Below are 18,953 nucleotides of genomic sequence, written 5' to 3'. Positions count from 1 at the left end.
CAGCTCCGACTAAATCGGGTATGGATGGCAGGCTCATTGCACGGGTTGTTGGAAAAGCGGCACGGTGTGGCCGTGCGTCGGTCGATGCATTTCCCCAAGGCAACGACTAGTTACCTAGTCCCAATATTCGAGTGGCATATATTGCCGATTCAGAGCACAATCCGCGTATCGTGATTCCCTTGTTTGAATATGAAAGAAGAAATAGCCGACATAAACACACTCCACCGCCCAACCAACCTGCGCCGCTCAGTATCCAATACCCTGAAAGGCTCCGCCGGAAACCTGGTCGAATGGTACGACGTCTATGTCTACTCGGTTTTTGCCGCCTCGTTCGAGCACCACTTTTTCAGCCCGGATGACAAGAATGCCACCATCTATATCTGGGCTATTTTTGCCCTCACCTTCTTGATGCGGCCGGTTGGATCCTGGTACTTTGGGCGTTACGCCGACCGCAAGGGCCGCCGTGCCGCGCTGGCGCTATCAGTGACCATCATGTCGCTGTGTTCATTCGCAATCGCCATTACACCAACACGCCTTGCCATCGGTGAATGGGCCGCGATCATCCTCATCATGTGCCGCCTGGTACAAGGTTTTGCAACCGGGGGCGAGTATGGCACATCGGCCACGTATCTCAGCGAAGCCGCCGTTCCCAAGCATCGGGGCTTTCTGGCGTCGTTCCATTACGTCACGCTGGTGGGGGGGCACGTATTGGCGCAGGCTCTGTTCCTGGCCCTGCTGCTGTCCACCTCAAAGGAATTCATCGGCGAGTGGGGCTGGCGCCTGGCGTTCTTGATCGGCGGAGCCGGAGCCCTTGTCGTACTTTGGATGCGGCGCACTATGGATGAATCTTTAAGCCAAGACGCAATCAAAATCGCCAAGAAAACCAAAGATTCGGGCTCGATGTCAGAATTGATAAGCAATTATTGGAAAGAACTAACAGCCTGCTTCCTGGTAACCATGGGCGGCACTGTTGCGTTCTACGCCTACTCGGTCACTGGCCCTGCCATCGTAAAGAGCACCTTTGCGCAAAGCAGCCCCGTCATGGGCTCGGTAATTTCTCTTATCGCGCTATCCATCTTGATGGTGCTCCAGCCCCTAGGAGGCTTTCTCTCAGACCGCATAGGAAGGCGAACGCTGCTGGTGTTCTTCGGTATCGGCGGAACGCTCTTCACCTGGGTTATTTTCACGATTCTGCCGCAAACCACGAATGCATTGCTTTCATTCAGCATTCTTACTGTTGGGTTCATCATCTTAACGGGCTACACCTCGATTAATGCCGTAGTCAAAGCCGAGCTCTTCCCCACCCACGTGCGGGCTTTGGGGGTTGGGTTCGGCTACGCGATAGCCAACTCGACCTTCGGAGGCACCGCGCCCGTACTTTATTCAGCCGCACAGCAGACCGGCATGGTGTCGATGTTCATTAGCTACGTCACTATTCTTATCATCGGCTCGCTGCTGGTCTATTTGTTCCTGCTGCGTAACCGTGGGGTGAATTGGCTCGACCATCCAGAAGAAATGCGTCGCCGCAAAGACAGCCCCGGACACCGCGTGTTTCCAATGGGTGTGTAGCCTGTGCCCCCCAGGAAGTCATTGGAGATCCGTAACGACAAAAGGCTAAATCGGCGGCGCATCCGGCGGCGGCGCGGCGCTGCCCGCCGGGGCGGACGCGTCCTCGGCCGGCGGCATGGCGTGGGTCTTGATATCCCGCTTGCGCAGCGCGCCCAATATCTCGAACATCAGTTCGCTGCGCACCCTGCCGGCATGGCGCGGCGAAGACACATAGCAGGTGGCCGAAAATGTCAGAACCGCCTCGCTGAAGGTCTCCAGTGTGACGGTTGGCGCGGGCTTGTCGAGCACTTCTTGCTGCGTGTCCATGGCCGTCTTCATGATGCCGCGCACGACATCGGCGTTGACGTCGAGCGCCATGTTGAATTTGATCGTCACCACGCCCAGCGGGTTGGCCATGGTCACATTGCGCACCTTCTTGGTGATGAACTCTGAATTCGGCACGATCATCGTCGAGCAATCGAACATTTCGATCTCCGTCGCGCGGGCGCTGATCTTCCGCACATTGCCCTCGACGCCGTCCAGGCTTACCCAATCGCCCACTTTGATGGGCCGCTCCGCCACAAGAATCACGCCGGACACGAAGTTCTGCACCACCGCCTGCAGCCCGAACCCTATGCCGACCGACAAGGCGCTGACGATCCACGCCATGCGTTCCAGGCCGATGCCCAATGACGAAATGGCCACCATGGCGACGGCGAAATAACCCAGATAGCCGACCAGATTGGCGGCCGAGGTACGCATGCTTTCATCCAGCCGCGTAACCGGCAGGAACTGGTCCGATAGCCACGATCGCAATATCCTGACGGCGTAGATGCCGGCCAGCAGCACGATCATGGTCGATGCGATGGACGCAGGCCTGATCTGCGCTTCGCCCACTTTGAAACCCACTGTCAGGAAGCCCACCCGGCGCTGCAGCCAATCGCCGGGGTTTTCTCCAAAGGGCAGAAGCACAAGGGCAATGGCGCTCAAGATCAGCACCAGCCGCAGCATGCCGGACACCAGCACCAGCAGTTGGCAACGGGTCCGCGCCTGCTGCGCGTTCAGCAGGTTGGCCGCACACTCCCTGCCCACTTTGGCGCCCAGGCTGTCGAACACGTCGGTGATCAACACCACCAGCAGGTAGGTGGTGCTGCCGATCACCGCCAGCCAGATTATTTCCTGGGCAACCAGGCTGCTTAGCGCGATGAAGCCAAGCAAAAAGGCGACCAGGCTCACCGAAACGACAAAAACCAGCACAGAAGGCACGGCCCTTGCCCAGGCGACCACCGGCGAAGGCGGGGCGGCGGCATCCGCCGATGCCTGTTGCGCCTGCCTTCGCAGGCTGGATCGCAGGCTCAAGGCCGTAAAGCCGATCAAGATGTTGAGCGTCACCGTCATGACGCCATTCACGAACAAAGTGGCGCTTAGCGAGGCGTTGATCAGCTCCAGCAGCCGCTGGGCCACCCACGCCAGTGCGAAGGTCACGGCAAATACCACCGGAACCCAGGACAGCGTCTTGGCCAGCCCGTCGGTCAGGGCGGGCAATCGCCAGGTGGGGCGCGCGGGGGAAAGCAGCACCATGCCCAGACCCGCCATGGCTCCGGCAAGGTAGACGACCACTGCGCTTTGCTGCAGGAACTCGCTTAGATCGGCTCCCAGCTCGCCTTGCCACCGCAGGACAAAAAGCAGGATGGTGGCCAGCAAGCCCGGCACCGCGGTGTAAAGCGCCACCGTCAATATCGCGAAAATAGACCGGCGCAGGCGTGCGGGCTTGGTATGCCTGACAGTGAATACAGCCAGGCCGCGCCGCCCCACTTCGCCCCCAAGCAGCAGCAACATCGCCAGAACCAGCGCCGTGGACCACACGTGGGTGGGCACGGCCTTGAGGCTGCCGCCCAGTTCGTCCAGCAAGCTGTCGAGCCGCCGCAGGTCCCGGGGCGCATCGCGCACGACATTGCGCCAGAAGCGGGGTGTCAGCAGCGATTGCGAACGTTCGCCCAACTCGGCCTGGAAACGGGCCCGGCGCAAGACGGAAATCTGATCCTGGCCCTGCCTGGCGTCCACGCCCATCAGCCGGGCCAGCTTGATCTGGGAATCGAGGAGAGACTGCCGCTTCGTCAGTTGCGCCCGCTGCTGGGCGATGTCGGGAGGCTCTTCGGCATCGGGGGCGGGCGCGCCGAGTTCTTTCAGGCGCGCCTGCACTCCGGCCAATTCCGGCTCGAGCTGGGCCGCGATCTCGTCGGCCCGGGACTGGGCCTCCTGCAAGGTGTCGCGCATTGCGACCAGATCTGTGTCGCCTATGGCCTGCGGTTTTTGCTTCAACCGCTCCTGGATTCCGGTGACCGATGCCTGGGTTTTGTCCAAGACCGCGCTCACGTCCTGGGTCGTGGCCGGCGCGGAAGACTGTGCAAGCGCATGAGGCGCGGGGCCGCCCAGCCCAGACAGCAATGCCAGGCAGAACAAACAAAGAGAGGCCAAGCGAAGCCGTAACGTGCGCATCATTCCATGCCCGCCCTGTGGAAATGATCATCTGGAGCCAAGCACGTCAGCAAGCGGCTTGCCGAACCCGATGCGAAGCACCGGCCCGGCCATGGTTGCGGCGGATGGACGCCGGGCGAACGCTAGATCGGGGCGTCAGGAATCGATTTCGGTATGGTCGATTTCGACCACGTGGCCGGCACCGGCATCGAACAGAATATAGAACTGGCCGGGCGGCCGCTTGAAGGTGGTGGTCGAATCTTTGTCCAGCTTGTTCGACAACAGGATTTTTTCGTCGTACGAGATCACGTCCAGCGTGAGCCCTGGCGCGGTGCTGCCGTCGGAAAACCCGCCCTTGCATTGTACGGTGGTTTCGTCCAGCGCCTTGCAGTGGCCGATGGGGAAATGCGCCCAGGCCGCGGCGGATGCCAGGCAAAGGCCCACGCCCGCGGCAAGCCGCCTCAGGAAAAAAAGCTTGGATCCGACCATTACGGTCTCCCTTTGCGTTGTTTCAACCATTGAACCGTCGACGGCGACGCCTTGGACAAAGGTACACGCGCCTGATGCACGGAACCGTCCCAGCCTTCGAGCGTGAGCCACATGTCGTCATCCGGGCCGGCACGCTCCGGGATCAGAACCTCGGCCATCTGCCGGTAGGGGCTGCCGGCGAACAGGGAGCCGGCGGTGCGCAGGTTGCGCGGCTCGCCCACCCGCAGATAAACCGCCTTGATGTGCCCGATGCACTCCTGGCATTGAGCCAGGGTGAAAGCCTTTGCATGGCCGGCCAGGCCCTCGCGCTCGGGAGGGGCAACCTGCCATTCGGCCAGGCGAACGCTCCAGGGCCCCGCTGCGAATTCGCCCACCTCGCGCTGGCCCAGGCCGACGTCGCCGCGCGACAAGGCCAGGTCTTCGAAATACTCGGGCAGATAGGCCAGTGGCGCGATCAGCACCAGGGCGCTGAGGTAGAAGCGCCAGCGCTTCCATTTAAGGGCGAATCTGGTTACCGGACGTCGGGATGCCGTGCTTTGGGTCTGTGCCGCGATAGCTTTGCTCATGCCGCGTCTCCTGCTTCAATCCTTGCCCCAATGAAGCTGCTCATGCCTGCCCCCCGCCTTCGGTCGCCACCACGGCGCGCGCCGCGCGGGCCGACTTGCGCCGCTTGACCTCGACCATGGTTTCCTTGGCCGTGCGCTTGGTCCAGATCAGCATGCCGCTGAAGACCATCATGCTCAGCAGCAGCCCGAAAAAGGCATACACGAGCTTGAGCCAGGTTCCCGCGAAATCGCCCGTGTGCAAGGGGCGCATCGACCCGGTGACCAGTTCCAGCGCCGACCGGTCGGAAACACGTCGCGTATGCTCCACCGCCCCGGTGTAGGGGTTGATGCTCAGGGTTTCGAACAGGAGGGGGTAGGCTCCACGACCGCCCACGCGAATGTGATCGAAGGCGTTGGAGGGCAGGCTGACGAAAGAAGCCTCAAGGTCGGGAAAGGTTTGCTGGGCGATCTGCGCCGCGCGGTCCAGCGTGATGCCGGGCGGAGGCTGCCCAGCCTCGACGGGCGGGATGTCTTCGCGGGCGACTATGGGCGGCACGCCAAAAGTGGAAAACGAAATATGGTTGTCGGCCAGCGCGGCCTGGATCAGGAACCAGATGCTGGTGACGGCGATGATGGCAATGAAGGGAATCGACCAGATGCCGGCCAGCCGGTGGAAATCGCCCCAGAAGATGCGTCCGCCCTGCCGCAGGCGCAGTCTGGGTTTCAGGAAGCCGCGCCAGAAGCGCTTGTAGACGACCAGGCCGGTAACCAGCGAGGCCAGCATCGGTATGCCCAGGAAGGCCACGATATACCAGCCCAGGCTGAACCCGTCGGTGAACGGCACGAGCAGCCAGCCGTGCAAGGCCCGCATGAACTGCTGGAAGCTGAAGCCCGAGGTGCTTCCCTGGATTTCGCCGGTGTATGGGTTGACATAAAGTGAAGCCTCGGTGGCGTCCGGGTAGGCGACGCGCACCGTCAACGCGAATTGCGACTTGACCGGACGGGAAATGAATTCCACCACCGCGCCGGGATGCTCGCGCTCGATCACCTCGAGGACGGCGTCGTACCCCAGCATCCGGGCATCGGCCGACGGGGGGTTGGCCCGCACGACCGGATTGGCCAGCCAGACGATTTCCTGGCTGACGGTGGCGACGGTGCCGGTGACGCACACGAAGAAGACGAACACCCACAGCGGCAGCGCCAGCCAGCTATGCACCAAAAACCACAGTTTTGATTTGGAGACTTTTTTTGCCTGGGTCACGCGGTTCCGCCTTTTACTTCTGTTTCATGGGCTTGAAGGGACGGCGCCGCGCGCGATTGAACCGGCGCGGAAAAACGCCCCCTCATTATCTAAGACGTTTGAAACCGGCAAACCCGTAATCTTTCCCCACCCCATTTTGTAACCATATGCAAATAAACGGCTTGCGATGCGTTCGAATCGCGCCGCTGGCGCCCGTGGCCGGCATGTCGCCGCGGATGCGCCAGGCACAAACGCGAATAACGGATAGGCAACAAAGGACATTATAACTATAATGCGTCTAATTCTTATTATCGAAACCATCTCAGCCGCATTCTTCTTTCCATAGTCAATCATGTCCACGGTCCAGCCCCCGCCGCAGGCGATCGAATCCTTCTACAGCGACCATCACGGCTGGCTGCGCGGCCTGCTGCGCAGAAAGCTGGGCAATGCCTTCGATGCGGCCGACTTGGCCCATGACACCTACGTACGCATCCTAAGCACCGGCAGCCTGCCCGAGCCCGAGCACTCGCGCCGCTATCTTGCCCGGGTCGCCAACGGCCTGGTCATCGACCTGTACCGCCGGCGCCGCATCGAAGCGGCTTACATGCAGGCAATAGGCCTGCTGCCCGAACCCGAGGCGCCTTCCGAAGAGGCGCGCGCCCTGGCTGTCGAGGCGCTGGTGCAGATCGACGCCGCCCTGCAAGGCCTGCCCGAGAAAGCCCGGCGCGCCCTGCTGCTGTGCAAGCTGGAAGGCCTGAGCTATCGCGAGATCGCCGCGCGGCTCGAGGTTTCGGTGTCGTCGGTCGAAAAATACATTGCGCGCGGGCTTCAGGCCTGCTGCCTGGCCCTGCTCGACCAGGGCTGATTCCGCCATGTCCAGCACTTCGGGCCCTCGCCCGCAACCAGCCATCGACCCGGCCATAATGCAAAAGGCGGCGCAATGGATGGCGCGGCTGTGGGCCGATGATGCCTGCGAGGCCGATCATGCCGCCTGCCGCCGGTGGCGCGCGGCCCACCCCGACCACGAGCACGCCTGGCAACGTTTGCAGGCCTTCGACGACAAGCTGAAACACCTGCCGCCGCAAGCGGGCCCGGTCCTGCTGGATTCCACGGCCGACAAGCGGCCGGGGAGACGGCGGGCGCTACAGGCCGTGGCGGTTGCCGTCCTCACGGTCGGCGCCCTGCCCATCGTGCGCGACAGCCAAGCATGGCGGCGCGTATCCTCCGACCACAGCACAGGGGTCGGCGAAATACGGGAAACCGTCCTGGCTGACGGCACACGTTTATTGCTCAACACCTCCAGCGCCACGGACGTGGATTTCGACGAATCCGCCCGAACCGTGCATCTGCGCGCCGGAGAAATCCTGATCACCACCCATCCCGATCCCGCCGAGCCGGCAAGGCCCTTCCTGGTGCGCAGCCCGCATGGAACCGTGCGCGCGCTGGGCACCCGCTTTACAGTACGGCTCGAGGACGAAGCCTCGCATGTGGCGGTCTATGATGGCGCCGTTCGCATCCAGCCCGGCCATGCGCCGCAAGATGCGCTGCAACTGGATGCCGGGCTGCGCAGCGCGTTCTCGAGCCGCCACGTGCGGCCCGCCTCTGACGCCTCCGAAAGCGAGGCCGCCTGGGCGCAAGGGCTGCTTGTAGCCGAAAACATGCGCATCGCCGACTTCCTGAGCGAACTGGGACGCTACCGTCCCGGCCTGCTGCGCTGCTCGCCCGAAGTGGCCGGCCTGTCGGTAACCGGCGTGTTCCCGCTGACCGACACGGACCGCGCCCTGGCCAATCTGGAGCTTGCCCTGCCCGTCGAAGTGGCCTTTCGGACCCGCTATTGGGTCACCGTCAACCCGCGTTGAGCCCAGCGCGGTTACAAAATAAGCGGCCCAGGCATTGAGGACTTCGCCTCCTCGTTCGGAATAGTCCATGAACACCGCAAGATCGCGGACCCGATTTCGGCCCTTGGATTCAAGCTGCGTTCAGCCCGGCATGAGTCCGGCAAGCCTTCCGAACAAAAAGGATATCTTCATGGCCCTGAGTTACCGTCCGGCGCGTCCGCACGCCTCTCCCCGACTGTTTCCATCCCTGGTGCGAGCCGCGCTTTGCGCGGGGCTGGCATTGAGCCCCCTGGCCGCGCCGGCACAGGCACAGGCACAGGCACAGGCACAGGCACAGGAGCAGGCGCAGCGACGCTACGACATTTCCGCCGGCCCTCTCGGCTCTGTGCTGAACCAGTTCGCCCAGGCTTCGGGCGTGGAGCTTTCGGCCGCGTCATCGCTGACCGAAGGCAAGCACAGCGGGGGCCTGCAAGGACGATTCACCGTGCCGGACGGCTTCGCGCAGCTTCTTCAGGGACACAGCCTGCAAGTCATCCGGGGCGGCAACGGCGCGTACTCGCTCAGGGCCGCGCCGCCGTCCCTCAAGGTGTCCACCCTGGCCCCCGTCACGGTGACGGCACAGCTTGAAGACCCATACGGCCCCGTTCCCGGCCTGACCGCCGAACGCACGGCCACCGCCACCAAGACCAATACTTCCATACTCGAAGCCCCGCAAACCATCAATGTGGTCACCCGTGAGCAGATGGAGATGCTGGGCGCTCAAACCGTCAACGACGCGGTCAGCTACACTCCCGGCGTTATCTCGGCTTTCGGCGGCACCGACAGCCGCTACGACGTGGTCATGGCGCGCGGCGGCCTGTTCGTGCGCCAGTACCTGGACGGCATCGTGCTGCCGTTCAGCGCCTACAGCGTTTCGGTGCCGCAGTTCGATCCTTATATGCTCGAGCGGCTGGAAGTACTGCAAGGGCCCTCTTCGGGCCTGTTCGGCCAGACCACGCCCGGCGGCATCCTGAACATGGTCAGCCGCCGCCCGCAGGCAACCCCGCAACACGAACTGTGGCTGCAAGGCGGCCACCCGCGGGCGGGCAAGCTGGCATTCGACTCGACCGGCCCGCTGGACGCCGATGAAAAACTGCTTTATCGCATCACCGGCCTGGTGAAGAAAGCAGACGGCATGACGGATTACTCCGACGAAGAACGCAGCTTGATCGCGCCCAGCTTTACCTGGCGCCCCTCGGCCGACACCTCGTTCACCTTGCTGACCCACTACCAGCACGACAAGACCATTCCGCAATACCAGGGCCTGCCCGCGCGGGGCACGCTGCGCGACAACATCAACGGCGAACTGCCGCGCACACGCTTCGCGGGCGAACCCTCGCACGAAAGAATGGACCGCGAACAATACGCCCTGGGCTACGCCTTCGAACACCGATTCAACGACACGTGGGCGGTGCGCCAGAACATGCGCTACACCCATGTGGACATCGACGCGCGCGGCACGCCGGGCTATATGCTGGACGCCGACGAACGCACCTTGCACCGGGTCGCCACGCAAGGCTTGGGCAAGGGCAGCATCCTGGGCATCGACACCCAGGCCCAGGCCGATTTTTCCACCGGGGCGCTGCGGCACACCCTGCTGGCAGGCTTCGACTACGTCAAGCAAAAGGACGACTATCGCTTCGCTTCGGCCCCGACCCAAGCCATCGACCTGTACGACCCCGTCTACGGCATCGCCATCCCCGATCTGATTCCCCGCATGAGCACCATGCAGACCATGCGCCAGGCGGGCCTGTATGTACAGGACCAGATACGCGCGGGCGGCTGGGTGATCACCGCCGGCGGCCGCTATGATCGCGCCGACGCCGACACCGAGAACCGCGTGGCCGACAGCAGCGTTCCCCGCCGCGATGAAGCCTTCACCGGCCGGCTGGGTGTCAATTACGTATTCGACAACGGCCTGGCTCCCTACGCCAGCTATTCCACCTCTTTCGAGCCCTTGGCCGGCACGGATTTCGACGGCAAGCCCTACGAGCCCATGGAAGGCAAGCAGGCCGAAGTGGGCCTGAAGTACCAGCCCGGGAATTCGGACACCCTCATCACCCTTTCGGCCTTCCACCTTACGCAGACCAACATGCTTACCCCCGACACGCAGCCAGGCCGCGAGTTCTTCAGCATCCAGACCGGCGAGGTCGAATCCAAAGGCATCAACCTGGAAGCCCGCACCCGCTTCTGGAACAACACCGACGTCATCGGCGCCTACGCCTACACCCGCTCCAAGATCACCAAGGCCAACGCAGACGCCTCCGGCAACTCGCGAGAAGGCCTGCCCCTGCCACGCGTACCCCGCCACATGGCCTCGCTGTGGGTCAATCACGAGCTCGACCATGCAGGGTTGAACGGGCTGTCCGCCGGCGTGGGCGTGCGCTACATCGGCGCCAACTATGCCGACTCCGGCGCCACCCTGCGGCTGTCGGCCAACACCTTGTGGGACGCGGCCATCCACTACGACCTGGGCAAGGCCAACCCCACGCTGAACGGCTTCAAGCTTTCGCTTACCGCCAGCAACCTGGCCGACCGCAAGTATGTCAATTACTGCCTGAACGACCTGCAATGCTTCTACGGCCAGGGCCGGACGGTGCTGCTGAACCTGCGCAAGCAGTGGTAGGGCCCGTGCTCGGCACCCCCGTGGCCACTCGCAACGTGAAACACTCTACCGGCTGCTGCATCGAAGCCATCAATCGCTGGAAGGCCTGATCGCGCTGGCAGGCGCCACACCCAATTCACCCAGCGTTGCCGCCATGTCCTCGGCCGAAGTCTCGGGGTTGACGTGGGTGTCTATCTTCAGGATGGCGCCATCCTTGCCGATGTAGAAGGTATGCCGCTTGGCGTGGCCTTTTTCATGCAACACGCCGTAGGCCCGGGCCACCGATTTGTCTTCATCGCTTAGCAAGGGAAAGTCGGCCCCGGTTTCCTTCGCGAAACCCTTGTTGTCCAGCAGGGGATCAACACTGGCCATGAAATAGGCCGCGTCGTATTCACGGATGAGGTGGCCGTTTTCCGCCAGCGATTTACACTCCACGGTGCAGCCGTAGGTGTAGGCCTTGGGAAACCACGCCAGAACCACGGCCTGCTTGCCGCGATAATCGGACAAACTATAGGTGCCGCCATCAGACCCCGGCAAGGTGAAGTCTGGCGCGCGGTCGCCCACCTCTAGCGCGCTTGAAGCCGCCGCCGCCATGATCAGAAAAGCCCCCGCGAGCAAGGCCAGGCTGTGCTTGAGTTTTCGGGCCATCATCGTCTCTCCTTATCAATTTCAGCGAAATTTGCGCGCACCAAACGCTTACTGACCGGACAAGCTGTGCAGCTCTGCGTCAAGAAGCCCGGTCAACAGGCCGGCGCCATCGTCGTCCACCCGAAACTCGCCATAGCGAGCTTGCTCGAAATAAGCGCCTTGCCCTTCAGGAAAAAACCAGGCGTCGGTTACAACCCGCATCTGGCCGTTCCGCAGCCGGAACTTCAACAATACATCTTCTTGCGCAAGCCCGTTGTCTTGGAGCCCTGCCTGATCCTGCTTGGGCATGAGCGAGACCAGGCGATGCACGCCGTGCTGATCCGGGCGCAGCACAAGCCAACCGGCGCGCCGGCGCTCGATACTCTGTCTTAATGAATCTGGCGCCTGCCGCAATATCGTCTGTGCATCGTTGGCCACATCGAAACTCAAGCGCATGTAATCGCCCTGAATAAGCGAACGCGGGTCGACCGGCGCCAGTCCCAATATCACGCGCCTGCCGTCGCTAAGTATTTGCTCGCGCTGGTAAATGCCGGCATTTGCCGCAATCAATATGATCAGCAAGCCGGCGACCAGCCCGCTTCGCCGCAGCAATACCTGCTTGGGCGATGCGGCAGGTTTTACGCGGCGTTCTTCCTTTTGGGCGGCGGCCGAATCAGCGCTCAAGCTCGGTGAAACTTCAACAGCCTTGGTTTGACCGGGCTCGGCGGCGGCACGCACGACGCGAGTCAATGTCCAAACCGAGATCAATAGCCACGCCCCCGTTGTCGCCAGCACAAACGACTTCTGCAACAAACTGGTGTCAAGCTGGTAATAGAAGCGCGTCAAATATGCCAACAGCGCCACCACGCCGAAGCCCATCAAGCTTCGGTGCCCCATGGCAAAGCCCAGAATCAGCCACAGCAGCGCCAAAGACACGCCAGGCGCGCCCATCCATCCCACGGCGGCAACGGCAAGCGCCAAGGGAGCGCCAAGACGAATGGATATTGGCAAAGCCGGCCGTCTCCACAGCACCGCGGCCAGCGCAACAACAGGCAGCGCAGCGCATGCCAGCCAGATCACCATCACTGAAATGTCTCGGCCGTTCATGGCGGCAATGGGCACAAACTGCGATGCGGGAATGTTCCAGACAATGATCTGCGCTAGAAACACCAGGGCCCAACCCAAAGGCCGCCAACGTCGACCGGCCTGCTCACCCCGGCTAAACAGCAAGGCCAGCACGCCGGCCAGACTGAACCACCACATGCGCAAATATATGGGCAACGGGGCTTCGGACACTGCATGACCGGCATCGAATAGAGCGTCTTCCCACGCCCCGTACGGCCAGGTCATGATTGTGAACAAACCCAAGGTAAAGAAAGCCGCGACGAACCGAAAAGCAGCATTGGAGGCCAATGCATACACAACGACGCCCAGCAAGAGCAAGGCATAGACAGCCACGTTCGAACCTTCTTCGTGCAAAGCGAAAAACCCGCCCCCGCTCAAGAGCAGCCCCGCGGTCATCAAGGTAAGGCCCAGCTCACGCGGCAGTTCGGCCCCGCCCAGGCGATACGCAGCCAATCCTGCCAGGCAAAGCGCCAGGCCCGGCGCCCAAAGAAACTCAACTTCAAAATCCAGGGTAATGAGCAGAAACACGATCAGCAGCACAGCTGTAATGCCCATTGCCACCAAGCGAAAGGCGCTTACATACCAGGGGTCGGCTTTGAGCGCCCGAGCGCGCAGCAACTGGCCCAGCTTGCGCAAGCCCATCGCCATGGCAACAAGAAGCACCACAACGACCAACAGCAGCCCTGCTTCGGACCCCACCCAATAAAGCAGCGGCAACACCAGCAAGACGAAGGCGGCAAGAGCGGCCAGGCTGACGATGGCCAAGTCGGCGCGACGGCGGGTGTAGATCAGATACATCACAGCCAAGGCCGCCCACCCCACGATGGAATAACCAATGGGCCCCGCCTGCGAATCAATGCCGGAAAACGCCGCCAGCACCAGCCAGCCTGCAACGGCCGCCGACAGCACTCTTGGCCCTACGCGCCAGGCGTCGCCGAAATAGGCCTCGAAGTGTTCATACAAAGCCAGTAGCGCAGCATTCAACACGGCCACCAACAAGGCGCAGCCTGCCCAGCCGCCAAAGCTGGGCAAAATTCCACCTGCATGGGTATCCAGAAATAAGGCCAGACCGGTATTTAGCACCACTGCTAAAAGCAGAGCCAGGAACACCGTGCGCATTGCAAGCAACCATGGGACAAGCAAGACGGCCCAGGCCAGGAATAACGTCCATGCATCAGCCCCTGTCTGATAGATTTGGCCGATCAGGGCCAGCAACACCCCGCAGGCGACACCCGCCAACGCGGCCAAATGCGCCGCCATGGAAAAATTATGCTTGCCCGGGACGGCATCGACAGACAGCCGCGCATCATGGAAGCCGGCGCGCCATACCGCCCCCAATACCAGGGCGACGAGCAGCAACTGTGCGCCCGCCAGCTTTTGCAGCGCCGTGGCATGCGGCCAGTTGGCGGCGACCCAACAAACAGTCCCGCTGGCCAGCAGCAGGCAGGCCAGCGCAAGCCCGCCTCTAGCCACGAAGACCGGCCTACGTTCCAGCGGCGCCTTACCGCGCAATTGCTCCATTCTCATGCATTGTCTTCTTTATTGGTTGGATGCCCATTATCAACACCCTAAAGTTCGCCCGCAAGCTGCCGTAGCCACATCAACCGAGGGTGTATCAATATATGCACCCAAAACGACAACAACGAAAACCCACATCACCCTACCTTATCGCCAACCATGCGCAAGAATCTGCCTGTCACCAATGTTGAAACGAAGGTACGAGAGAATCAATACCTGATCTCCAAAACCGATATGAAGGGACGGCTCATCTACGCCAACCCGGCCTTCATCGAGGTCAGCGGGTTCTCGCGCGACGAGCTCATGGGCAAGGCGCACAACATCATTCGCCACCCCGACATGCCGCCTGCGGCCTTCGCCGATTTATGGAAGACGCTCAAGGCCGGCAAGCCCTGGCTGGGCCTGGTCAAGAATCGCCGCAAAGACGGCGGTTTCTATTGGGTGCTGGCCAACGCCTATCCCGTCATGGAAAACGGCGAGGTTACCTGCTACGCGTCGGTACGCGTCAAGCCCACCGAAGAGCAGGTGCGCCAGGCCGAGCAGTTTTACGCCGATATCAACGCCGGGCGGGCCAAAGGCTACGGCGTCGTGCAAGGACAACGCGTCCGCCGTGGCTGGCGCCGTCTGGCCGACCTGGCTGCACTGCCCTTCAGCCGCGGGCTGCGCATCAGCGTCATGCGCATGTCGCTGGCAGCGTTCCTGGCCATCGGGGCAAGCGCTTATTTCGCGGCCACCGGCGGCGTGCCGCAAGAATGGCAATGGGTGGCCTGGCCCTTGATAGGCCTGCTTACCGCCGGAATGTTCGCGCAAGGCTATTCGCTGTCGCGTCGTGTGCTGCAGTCCATCGACAAAATGGCCGAAACCGCACGGCAAGTATCCGCCGGCAACCTTACAACAGAGCTGGGGCAAGGCAATCAAAACGACGAACTGGGCCGTGTCACCTTCTATCTGGACATCATGCGCAAGAGCCTGATCAGCATCAGCGACGACGTTCAGATCGGCGTTACGGCAACCGGGCACAGCGCCCAAGTGCTGTTCGCCAACAATACTCATCTGTCGGCACGCACCGAAGATCAGGCCTCTTCACTGCAAGAGACGGCAGCCGCCATGGAAGAGCTCACCGCCACGGTCAAACAAAACTCCGACAACGCCCATGTGGCCGCAGGGTTGGCCGACGAAAGCATGCGCATCGCGCGCCAGGGCGGAAAAGTCGTCGCCAAAGTGGTGGAAACCATGGACGGCATCCGCGACAGTTCGCGCAAAATCTCAGACATCGTCACCCTTATTGAAGGTATCGCTTTCCAGACCAACATCTTGGCACTGAATGCGGCGGTCGAATCCGTCCGTGCGGGCGAAGCCGGTAAAAGCTTCGCCGTGGTGGCCGGTGAAGTGCGCAACCTGGCCCTCAAAAGCTCTCAAGCAGCCAAAGAGGTCAAGGGCCTGATCGACGAATCCACCGGGCGAGTCACCATCGGCTCCGAGCAAGCCGCAAGGGCGGGCGCAACCATGCAGGAAATCGTCGACTCGGTGCAAAGGGTTACCGACATAATGGGCGAAATCTTCACCGCCTCGGTAGAACAGTCCAGCGGCCTAGAGCAAATCAACCAAGCCATCGGCCAGATGGACGGTGTCACGCAACAAAACGCCGAGCTCGTTCACGATCTGGGCCAAACCGTGCGCACGCTATCGCTCGAAGCCGAGAATCTGGGCGACGCGATCGGGGTTCTTAACACTGGCCTTAACAAGGAAGGCCGCCCCGCTTCCCTCGATGGCCGCCATGGCCGCTCCTCGCGGCCCGAGCCCAGGCGGTCGGCCCCGGCCGCCAATGAGCCCTCGGCAACAGGATCGCTCGGTCACGCTCCCCGCCGCGCGATCGGGTCCTCATAACACGCCAATGGACCCGCCTTACACAGGTGAGGCCCAACAGCTACAATACCTGGGCCGGCTTTTGCCGGCCTTCTGCATTTACCCCCTTTCGTTTTACCTGCCGGAGCCCACGGTGAGCGTTTCCATTTTCGACAGTTTCCTGACCACATCCGAAATCATCGCAGTCTTCGACGACAACGCGGTTCTGCAGGAAATGTTGCGCTTCGAAGTCGCCCTGGCCAAGGCTCAAGCCGAAGAAGGCATCATCCCCGACGAAGCAGCTCGCGTCATTGCCCGGCATGGCGACATTGCTGATTACGACGTGCAAGCCATCATCATCGCCAGCCGGCGCGCCGGCAGCATGGCGATCCCGCTGGTCAAGGCGTTGACCCAGGCCGTGCAGAATGACGAGCCCAGCGCTGCCACCCATGTTCATTGGGGCAGCACAAGCCAGGACGTCATCGACACCGGCATGGTGCTGGCCACGCGCAAAGCCCTGAAGCTGATCGATGAATCGCTGCTGGCGCTGTGCTCCCGGCTGCTCGATCTTGCCGGCCAGCACCTGCATACGCCCGTGCTGGCCCGCACCCTCATGCAACCGGCTCAAGTGACAAGCCTGGGCTTCAAGTTCACCGGTTGGGCCGCCCCCTTGGTCCGCGCTCGCCGTCAATTGAAGGCCGCTGCCGAACAGGCCCTGCAATTGCAACTGGGCGGCGCGGTGGGCACCCTTGCGGTAATGGGGGAAAAAGGCCCGGCCGTCGCGCGCCGGGTGTCCGACGAACTTGGCTTGAGGGTTCCCGAAGCCGCCTGGCACACCCAACGCGACGAGTGGCTGCGCCTGGGCATGGAAGTCGCAGTGCTGGCCGGCAGCATCAGCAAACTGGCCACCGACTTCAGCCTGATGGCACAAGGCGAAATCGCCGAACTGGCCGAGCCCGCCGGCGCCGGACGCGGCGGCTCCACCGCCATGCCGCACAAGCGCAACCCGGTATCTTGCATGACAGCCCTTGCTGCTGCGGGTCGCGTACCCCAACGCGCCGCCGCCCTGCTGGGCGCCATGGGGCAGGAACACGAGCGGGGCCTTGGAAACTGGCAAGCCGAGCTGGCCGAATGGCCCGGCCTGTTCATCAGCGCTCACGGCGCTCTGGCAGCCATGCGCGAAGCCATCGCAGGAGTGCATATCGATAGCGCGCGGATGCAGCGCAATATCGATGCCCTGCACGGCTTGGTCTATGCCGAAGCGGTCTCCATCTACCTGGCTGGCGCCATCGGCAAGCCCGAAGCGCATAAGCTGATGGAGAGCCTTACACAACAGACACTAGCCGAAGGGCGACAACTGGGCGAAGTCGTCACCGAGGCCGTACGCGCCAGCCCGCAATTAAGCGCGCAGCTTGACTTGAACGCACTGCAAGCCCTGTTCGACCCGCGCGTGGCCAACGCCAGCGCCGCCGAACTGGCTCGCGCGCAAGCCGCAAAGCTGCGCCAAGTGCTCAATGAGGCCAGCGCTAAAACCCAAGCGCAATAAGCTGGGCCGCGCCAATACCAACTTTCAATTCTATTTTTTATCGAGCCAATCGCATGAGTATTGACCCCATCGACCACGACCTTGAGCGCGGATTGAAAAATCGGCGCGAGATCCTTGGCGACGCCTGGGTAGATCGTTCGCTGTCCAACGCCAACAATTTCAACGCCGAGTTCCAGCACCTGATCACCCGTTTCGCCTGGAACGAAATCTGGGGCCGTCCCGGCCTCGAGAAGAAAACCCGCCGGGCCATGGTGCTGGCCATTACCATGGCACTGGGCCGCTGGGAAGAATTCGAGCTTCATGTGCGCGCGGCGCTGCAAGGCGGCGCGCCCGACACTCGCCTGACGCCAGACGAATTGAAAGAAGTGCTGATCCAGACGGCGATCTACGCCGGCGTACCCGCCGCCAACACCGGCTTTACCCACGCCATGGCCATTTTGCGCGAGATCGGCCCCGAAATCGGATACACACTGGAACCGGCCGAGATGACGGCTGCCGCCCATCCGGGCATTGGCCGGGAATCGGCCACCCTCAGCAAGCCGGCGCTGCACTATACGGTACGCAAGGCCCGCAACGGCGCGCCTCGCCACACCATCGTCCTGAGCCACGCGCTGGGTTGCGATCTAAGCATGTGGGACGCTCTGGCCAATGAACTTGCCGCGGACAACGACGTGATCGCCTACGACCATCGCGGCCACGGCAGCTCGGATGCGCCCGCTTCGCTCTACACAATGGAAGAGCTGGCCGACGATGCCGCACGGCTGGTTCGCGAATTGGGCTGCGGCCCGGTAGTGTGGATCGGTCTTTCGATGGGCGGCATGGTAGGCCAGGAACTGGCCATCCGCCACCCCGAACTGGTTGCGGGCCTCGTCGTTGCCAATTCCACCTCGGGCTACCCCGAAGACGTTCGTGCGGCCTGGCAACAGCGCATCGAGACGGTACGCGGCAGTGGCATCGAAGCCATCGCCGATGCGGTCATGGAGCGTTACTTCCATGCCGATTTCCGCGAAAAGAAATCAGCCGCCGTCGCCGCCTTCCGCAAGCGCCTGATCACCACAGACGCGGAAGGTTATGCAGGCTGCTGCAATGCCGTTGGCACAGTGGATACAACCGGCCGTTTGCCGCAGGTTAAGACCCCCACTCTAGTCATTGCCGGGGCCCTTGACCAGGGCGCGCCGGTGTCTATGTCCGAGACCATGGCAAAGGGTATTCCTGGCGCCGAGCTGGTGGTATTGGAAGATGCTTCCCACCTGGCGGTGGCCGAACAGCCCAAGGCTTTTGAGCAGGCTGTGTCGAAGTTTCTGGCACAGTTGCCTAAGTAAGCGATCCATTACTTTGCCTCTGCGCTCTTGAGCCGGTCGGTGCGGGGCGCAGGATATTTGGGCCGCATCACGCGGCCCGGCTTTGCCGGGCTTCCCGAATTTTCCACATTCAGCCAGGCGGCGGCAGAACTCGATCTCAGCGCTGCGCGCTTCGGGACTCGAACAGGCTGTCGCCGACTTCCCCCGGC

General features: G+C 62.3%; 13 protein-coding genes. 7 read left to right on the top strand and 6 right to left on the bottom strand.

The features are described 5' to 3' along the window. Positions 1-189: 189 nt before the first annotated feature. The gene (locus ACIY1O_RS06000; RefSeq protein WP_397474185.1) at positions 190-1,569 is read left to right on the top strand and encodes an MFS transporter; all 1,380 of its coding nucleotides are present in this window, start codon (positions 190-192) and stop codon (positions 1,567-1,569) included. A gap of 45 nt (positions 1,570-1,614) precedes the next feature. On the opposite strand, the gene ACIY1O_RS05995 is transcribed toward ACIY1O_RS06000, so the two are convergent. The 4 genes from ACIY1O_RS05995 to ACIY1O_RS05980 form a co-directional block, all read right to left on the bottom strand. Beyond that, entirely contained in the window at positions 1,615-4,050 is a 2,436-nt protein-coding gene (locus ACIY1O_RS05995; RefSeq protein WP_397474184.1) for a DUF3772 domain-containing protein, read from the bottom strand. Positions 4,051-4,182: 132 nt separating this feature from the next. Next, on the bottom strand, positions 4,183-4,515 hold the full coding sequence (locus tag ACIY1O_RS05990) for a hypothetical protein (RefSeq protein ID WP_397474183.1): 333 nt from the start codon (positions 4,513-4,515) through the stop codon (positions 4,183-4,185). Next, on the bottom strand, positions 4,515-5,081 hold the full coding sequence (locus ACIY1O_RS05985) for a thiamine pyrophosphate-binding protein (RefSeq protein ID WP_397474182.1): 567 nt from the start codon (positions 5,079-5,081) through the stop codon (positions 4,515-4,517). Before ACIY1O_RS05985 ends, ACIY1O_RS05990 begins: the two co-directional genes overlap by 1 nt. Before the next feature lie 40 nt (positions 5,082-5,121). Further along, on the bottom strand, positions 5,122-6,321 hold the full coding sequence (locus ACIY1O_RS05980) for a PepSY-associated TM helix domain-containing protein (protein ID WP_397474181.1): 1,200 nt from the start codon (positions 6,319-6,321) through the stop codon (positions 5,122-5,124). 331 nt (positions 6,322-6,652) lie between these two features. On the opposite strand from ACIY1O_RS05980, the gene ACIY1O_RS05975 reads away from it, so the two are divergent. From ACIY1O_RS05975 to ACIY1O_RS05965, 3 genes are all read left to right on the top strand, one after another. Further along, positions 6,653-7,165, top strand: coding sequence for a sigma-70 family RNA polymerase sigma factor (locus ACIY1O_RS05975; RefSeq protein ID WP_397474180.1), 513 nt, complete (start codon positions 6,653-6,655; stop codon positions 7,163-7,165). A 7-nt stretch (positions 7,166-7,172) separates the two neighbouring features. Further along, entirely contained in the window at positions 7,173-8,159 is a 987-nt protein-coding gene (locus ACIY1O_RS05970; RefSeq protein WP_397474179.1) for a FecR domain-containing protein, read from the top strand. Between the two features lie 169 nt (positions 8,160-8,328). Beyond that, entirely contained in the window at positions 8,329-10,803 is a 2,475-nt protein-coding gene (locus tag ACIY1O_RS05965) for a TonB-dependent siderophore receptor (protein ID WP_397474178.1), read from the top strand. A 69-nt stretch (positions 10,804-10,872) separates the two neighbouring features. Here ACIY1O_RS05965 and ACIY1O_RS05960 read toward each other — a convergent pair whose 3' ends face one another. After that, positions 10,873-11,433: a peroxiredoxin gene (locus tag ACIY1O_RS05960; protein WP_397474177.1), complete on the bottom strand. Its 561-nt coding sequence runs from the start codon at positions 11,431-11,433 to the stop codon at positions 10,873-10,875. Positions 11,434-11,478: 45 nt separating this feature from the next. After that, positions 11,479-14,061, bottom strand: a complete 2,583-nt coding sequence (locus ACIY1O_RS05955; protein WP_397474176.1) for a GDYXXLXY domain-containing protein — start codon at positions 14,059-14,061, stop codon at positions 11,479-11,481. Positions 14,062-14,211: 150 nt separating this feature from the next. On the opposite strand from ACIY1O_RS05955, the gene ACIY1O_RS05950 reads away from it, so the two are divergent. The 3 genes from ACIY1O_RS05950 (at position 14,212) to pcaCD (ending at position 18,765) form a co-directional block, all read left to right on the top strand. Further along, entirely contained in the window at positions 14,212-15,939 is a 1,728-nt protein-coding gene (locus ACIY1O_RS05950; RefSeq protein WP_397474175.1) for a methyl-accepting chemotaxis protein, read from the top strand. A gap of 112 nt (positions 15,940-16,051) precedes the next feature. Then, positions 16,052-17,443 carry a lyase family protein gene (locus ACIY1O_RS05945; RefSeq protein WP_397474174.1) on the top strand — a complete coding sequence of 464 codons (1,392 nt, stop codon included), beginning with the start codon at positions 16,052-16,054 and terminating at the stop codon, positions 17,441-17,443. A gap of 53 nt (positions 17,444-17,496) precedes the next feature. Continuing rightward, the gene (gene pcaCD, locus ACIY1O_RS05940) at positions 17,497-18,765 is read left to right on the top strand and encodes a bifunctional 4-carboxymuconolactone decarboxylase/3-oxoadipate enol-lactonase PcaCD (RefSeq protein ID WP_397474173.1); all 1,269 of its coding nucleotides are present in this window, start codon (positions 17,497-17,499) and stop codon (positions 18,763-18,765) included. Positions 18,766-18,953 lie beyond the last annotated feature (188 nt).

The sequence above is a fragment of the Pusillimonas sp. genome (genome assembly GCF_044464525.1).
Taxonomy (GTDB): domain Bacteria; phylum Pseudomonadota; class Gammaproteobacteria; order Burkholderiales; family Burkholderiaceae_B; genus Pusillimonas.
Note: the sequence above shows the minus strand (reverse complement) of the source record. Positions and strands in the feature narration are given on the sequence as shown.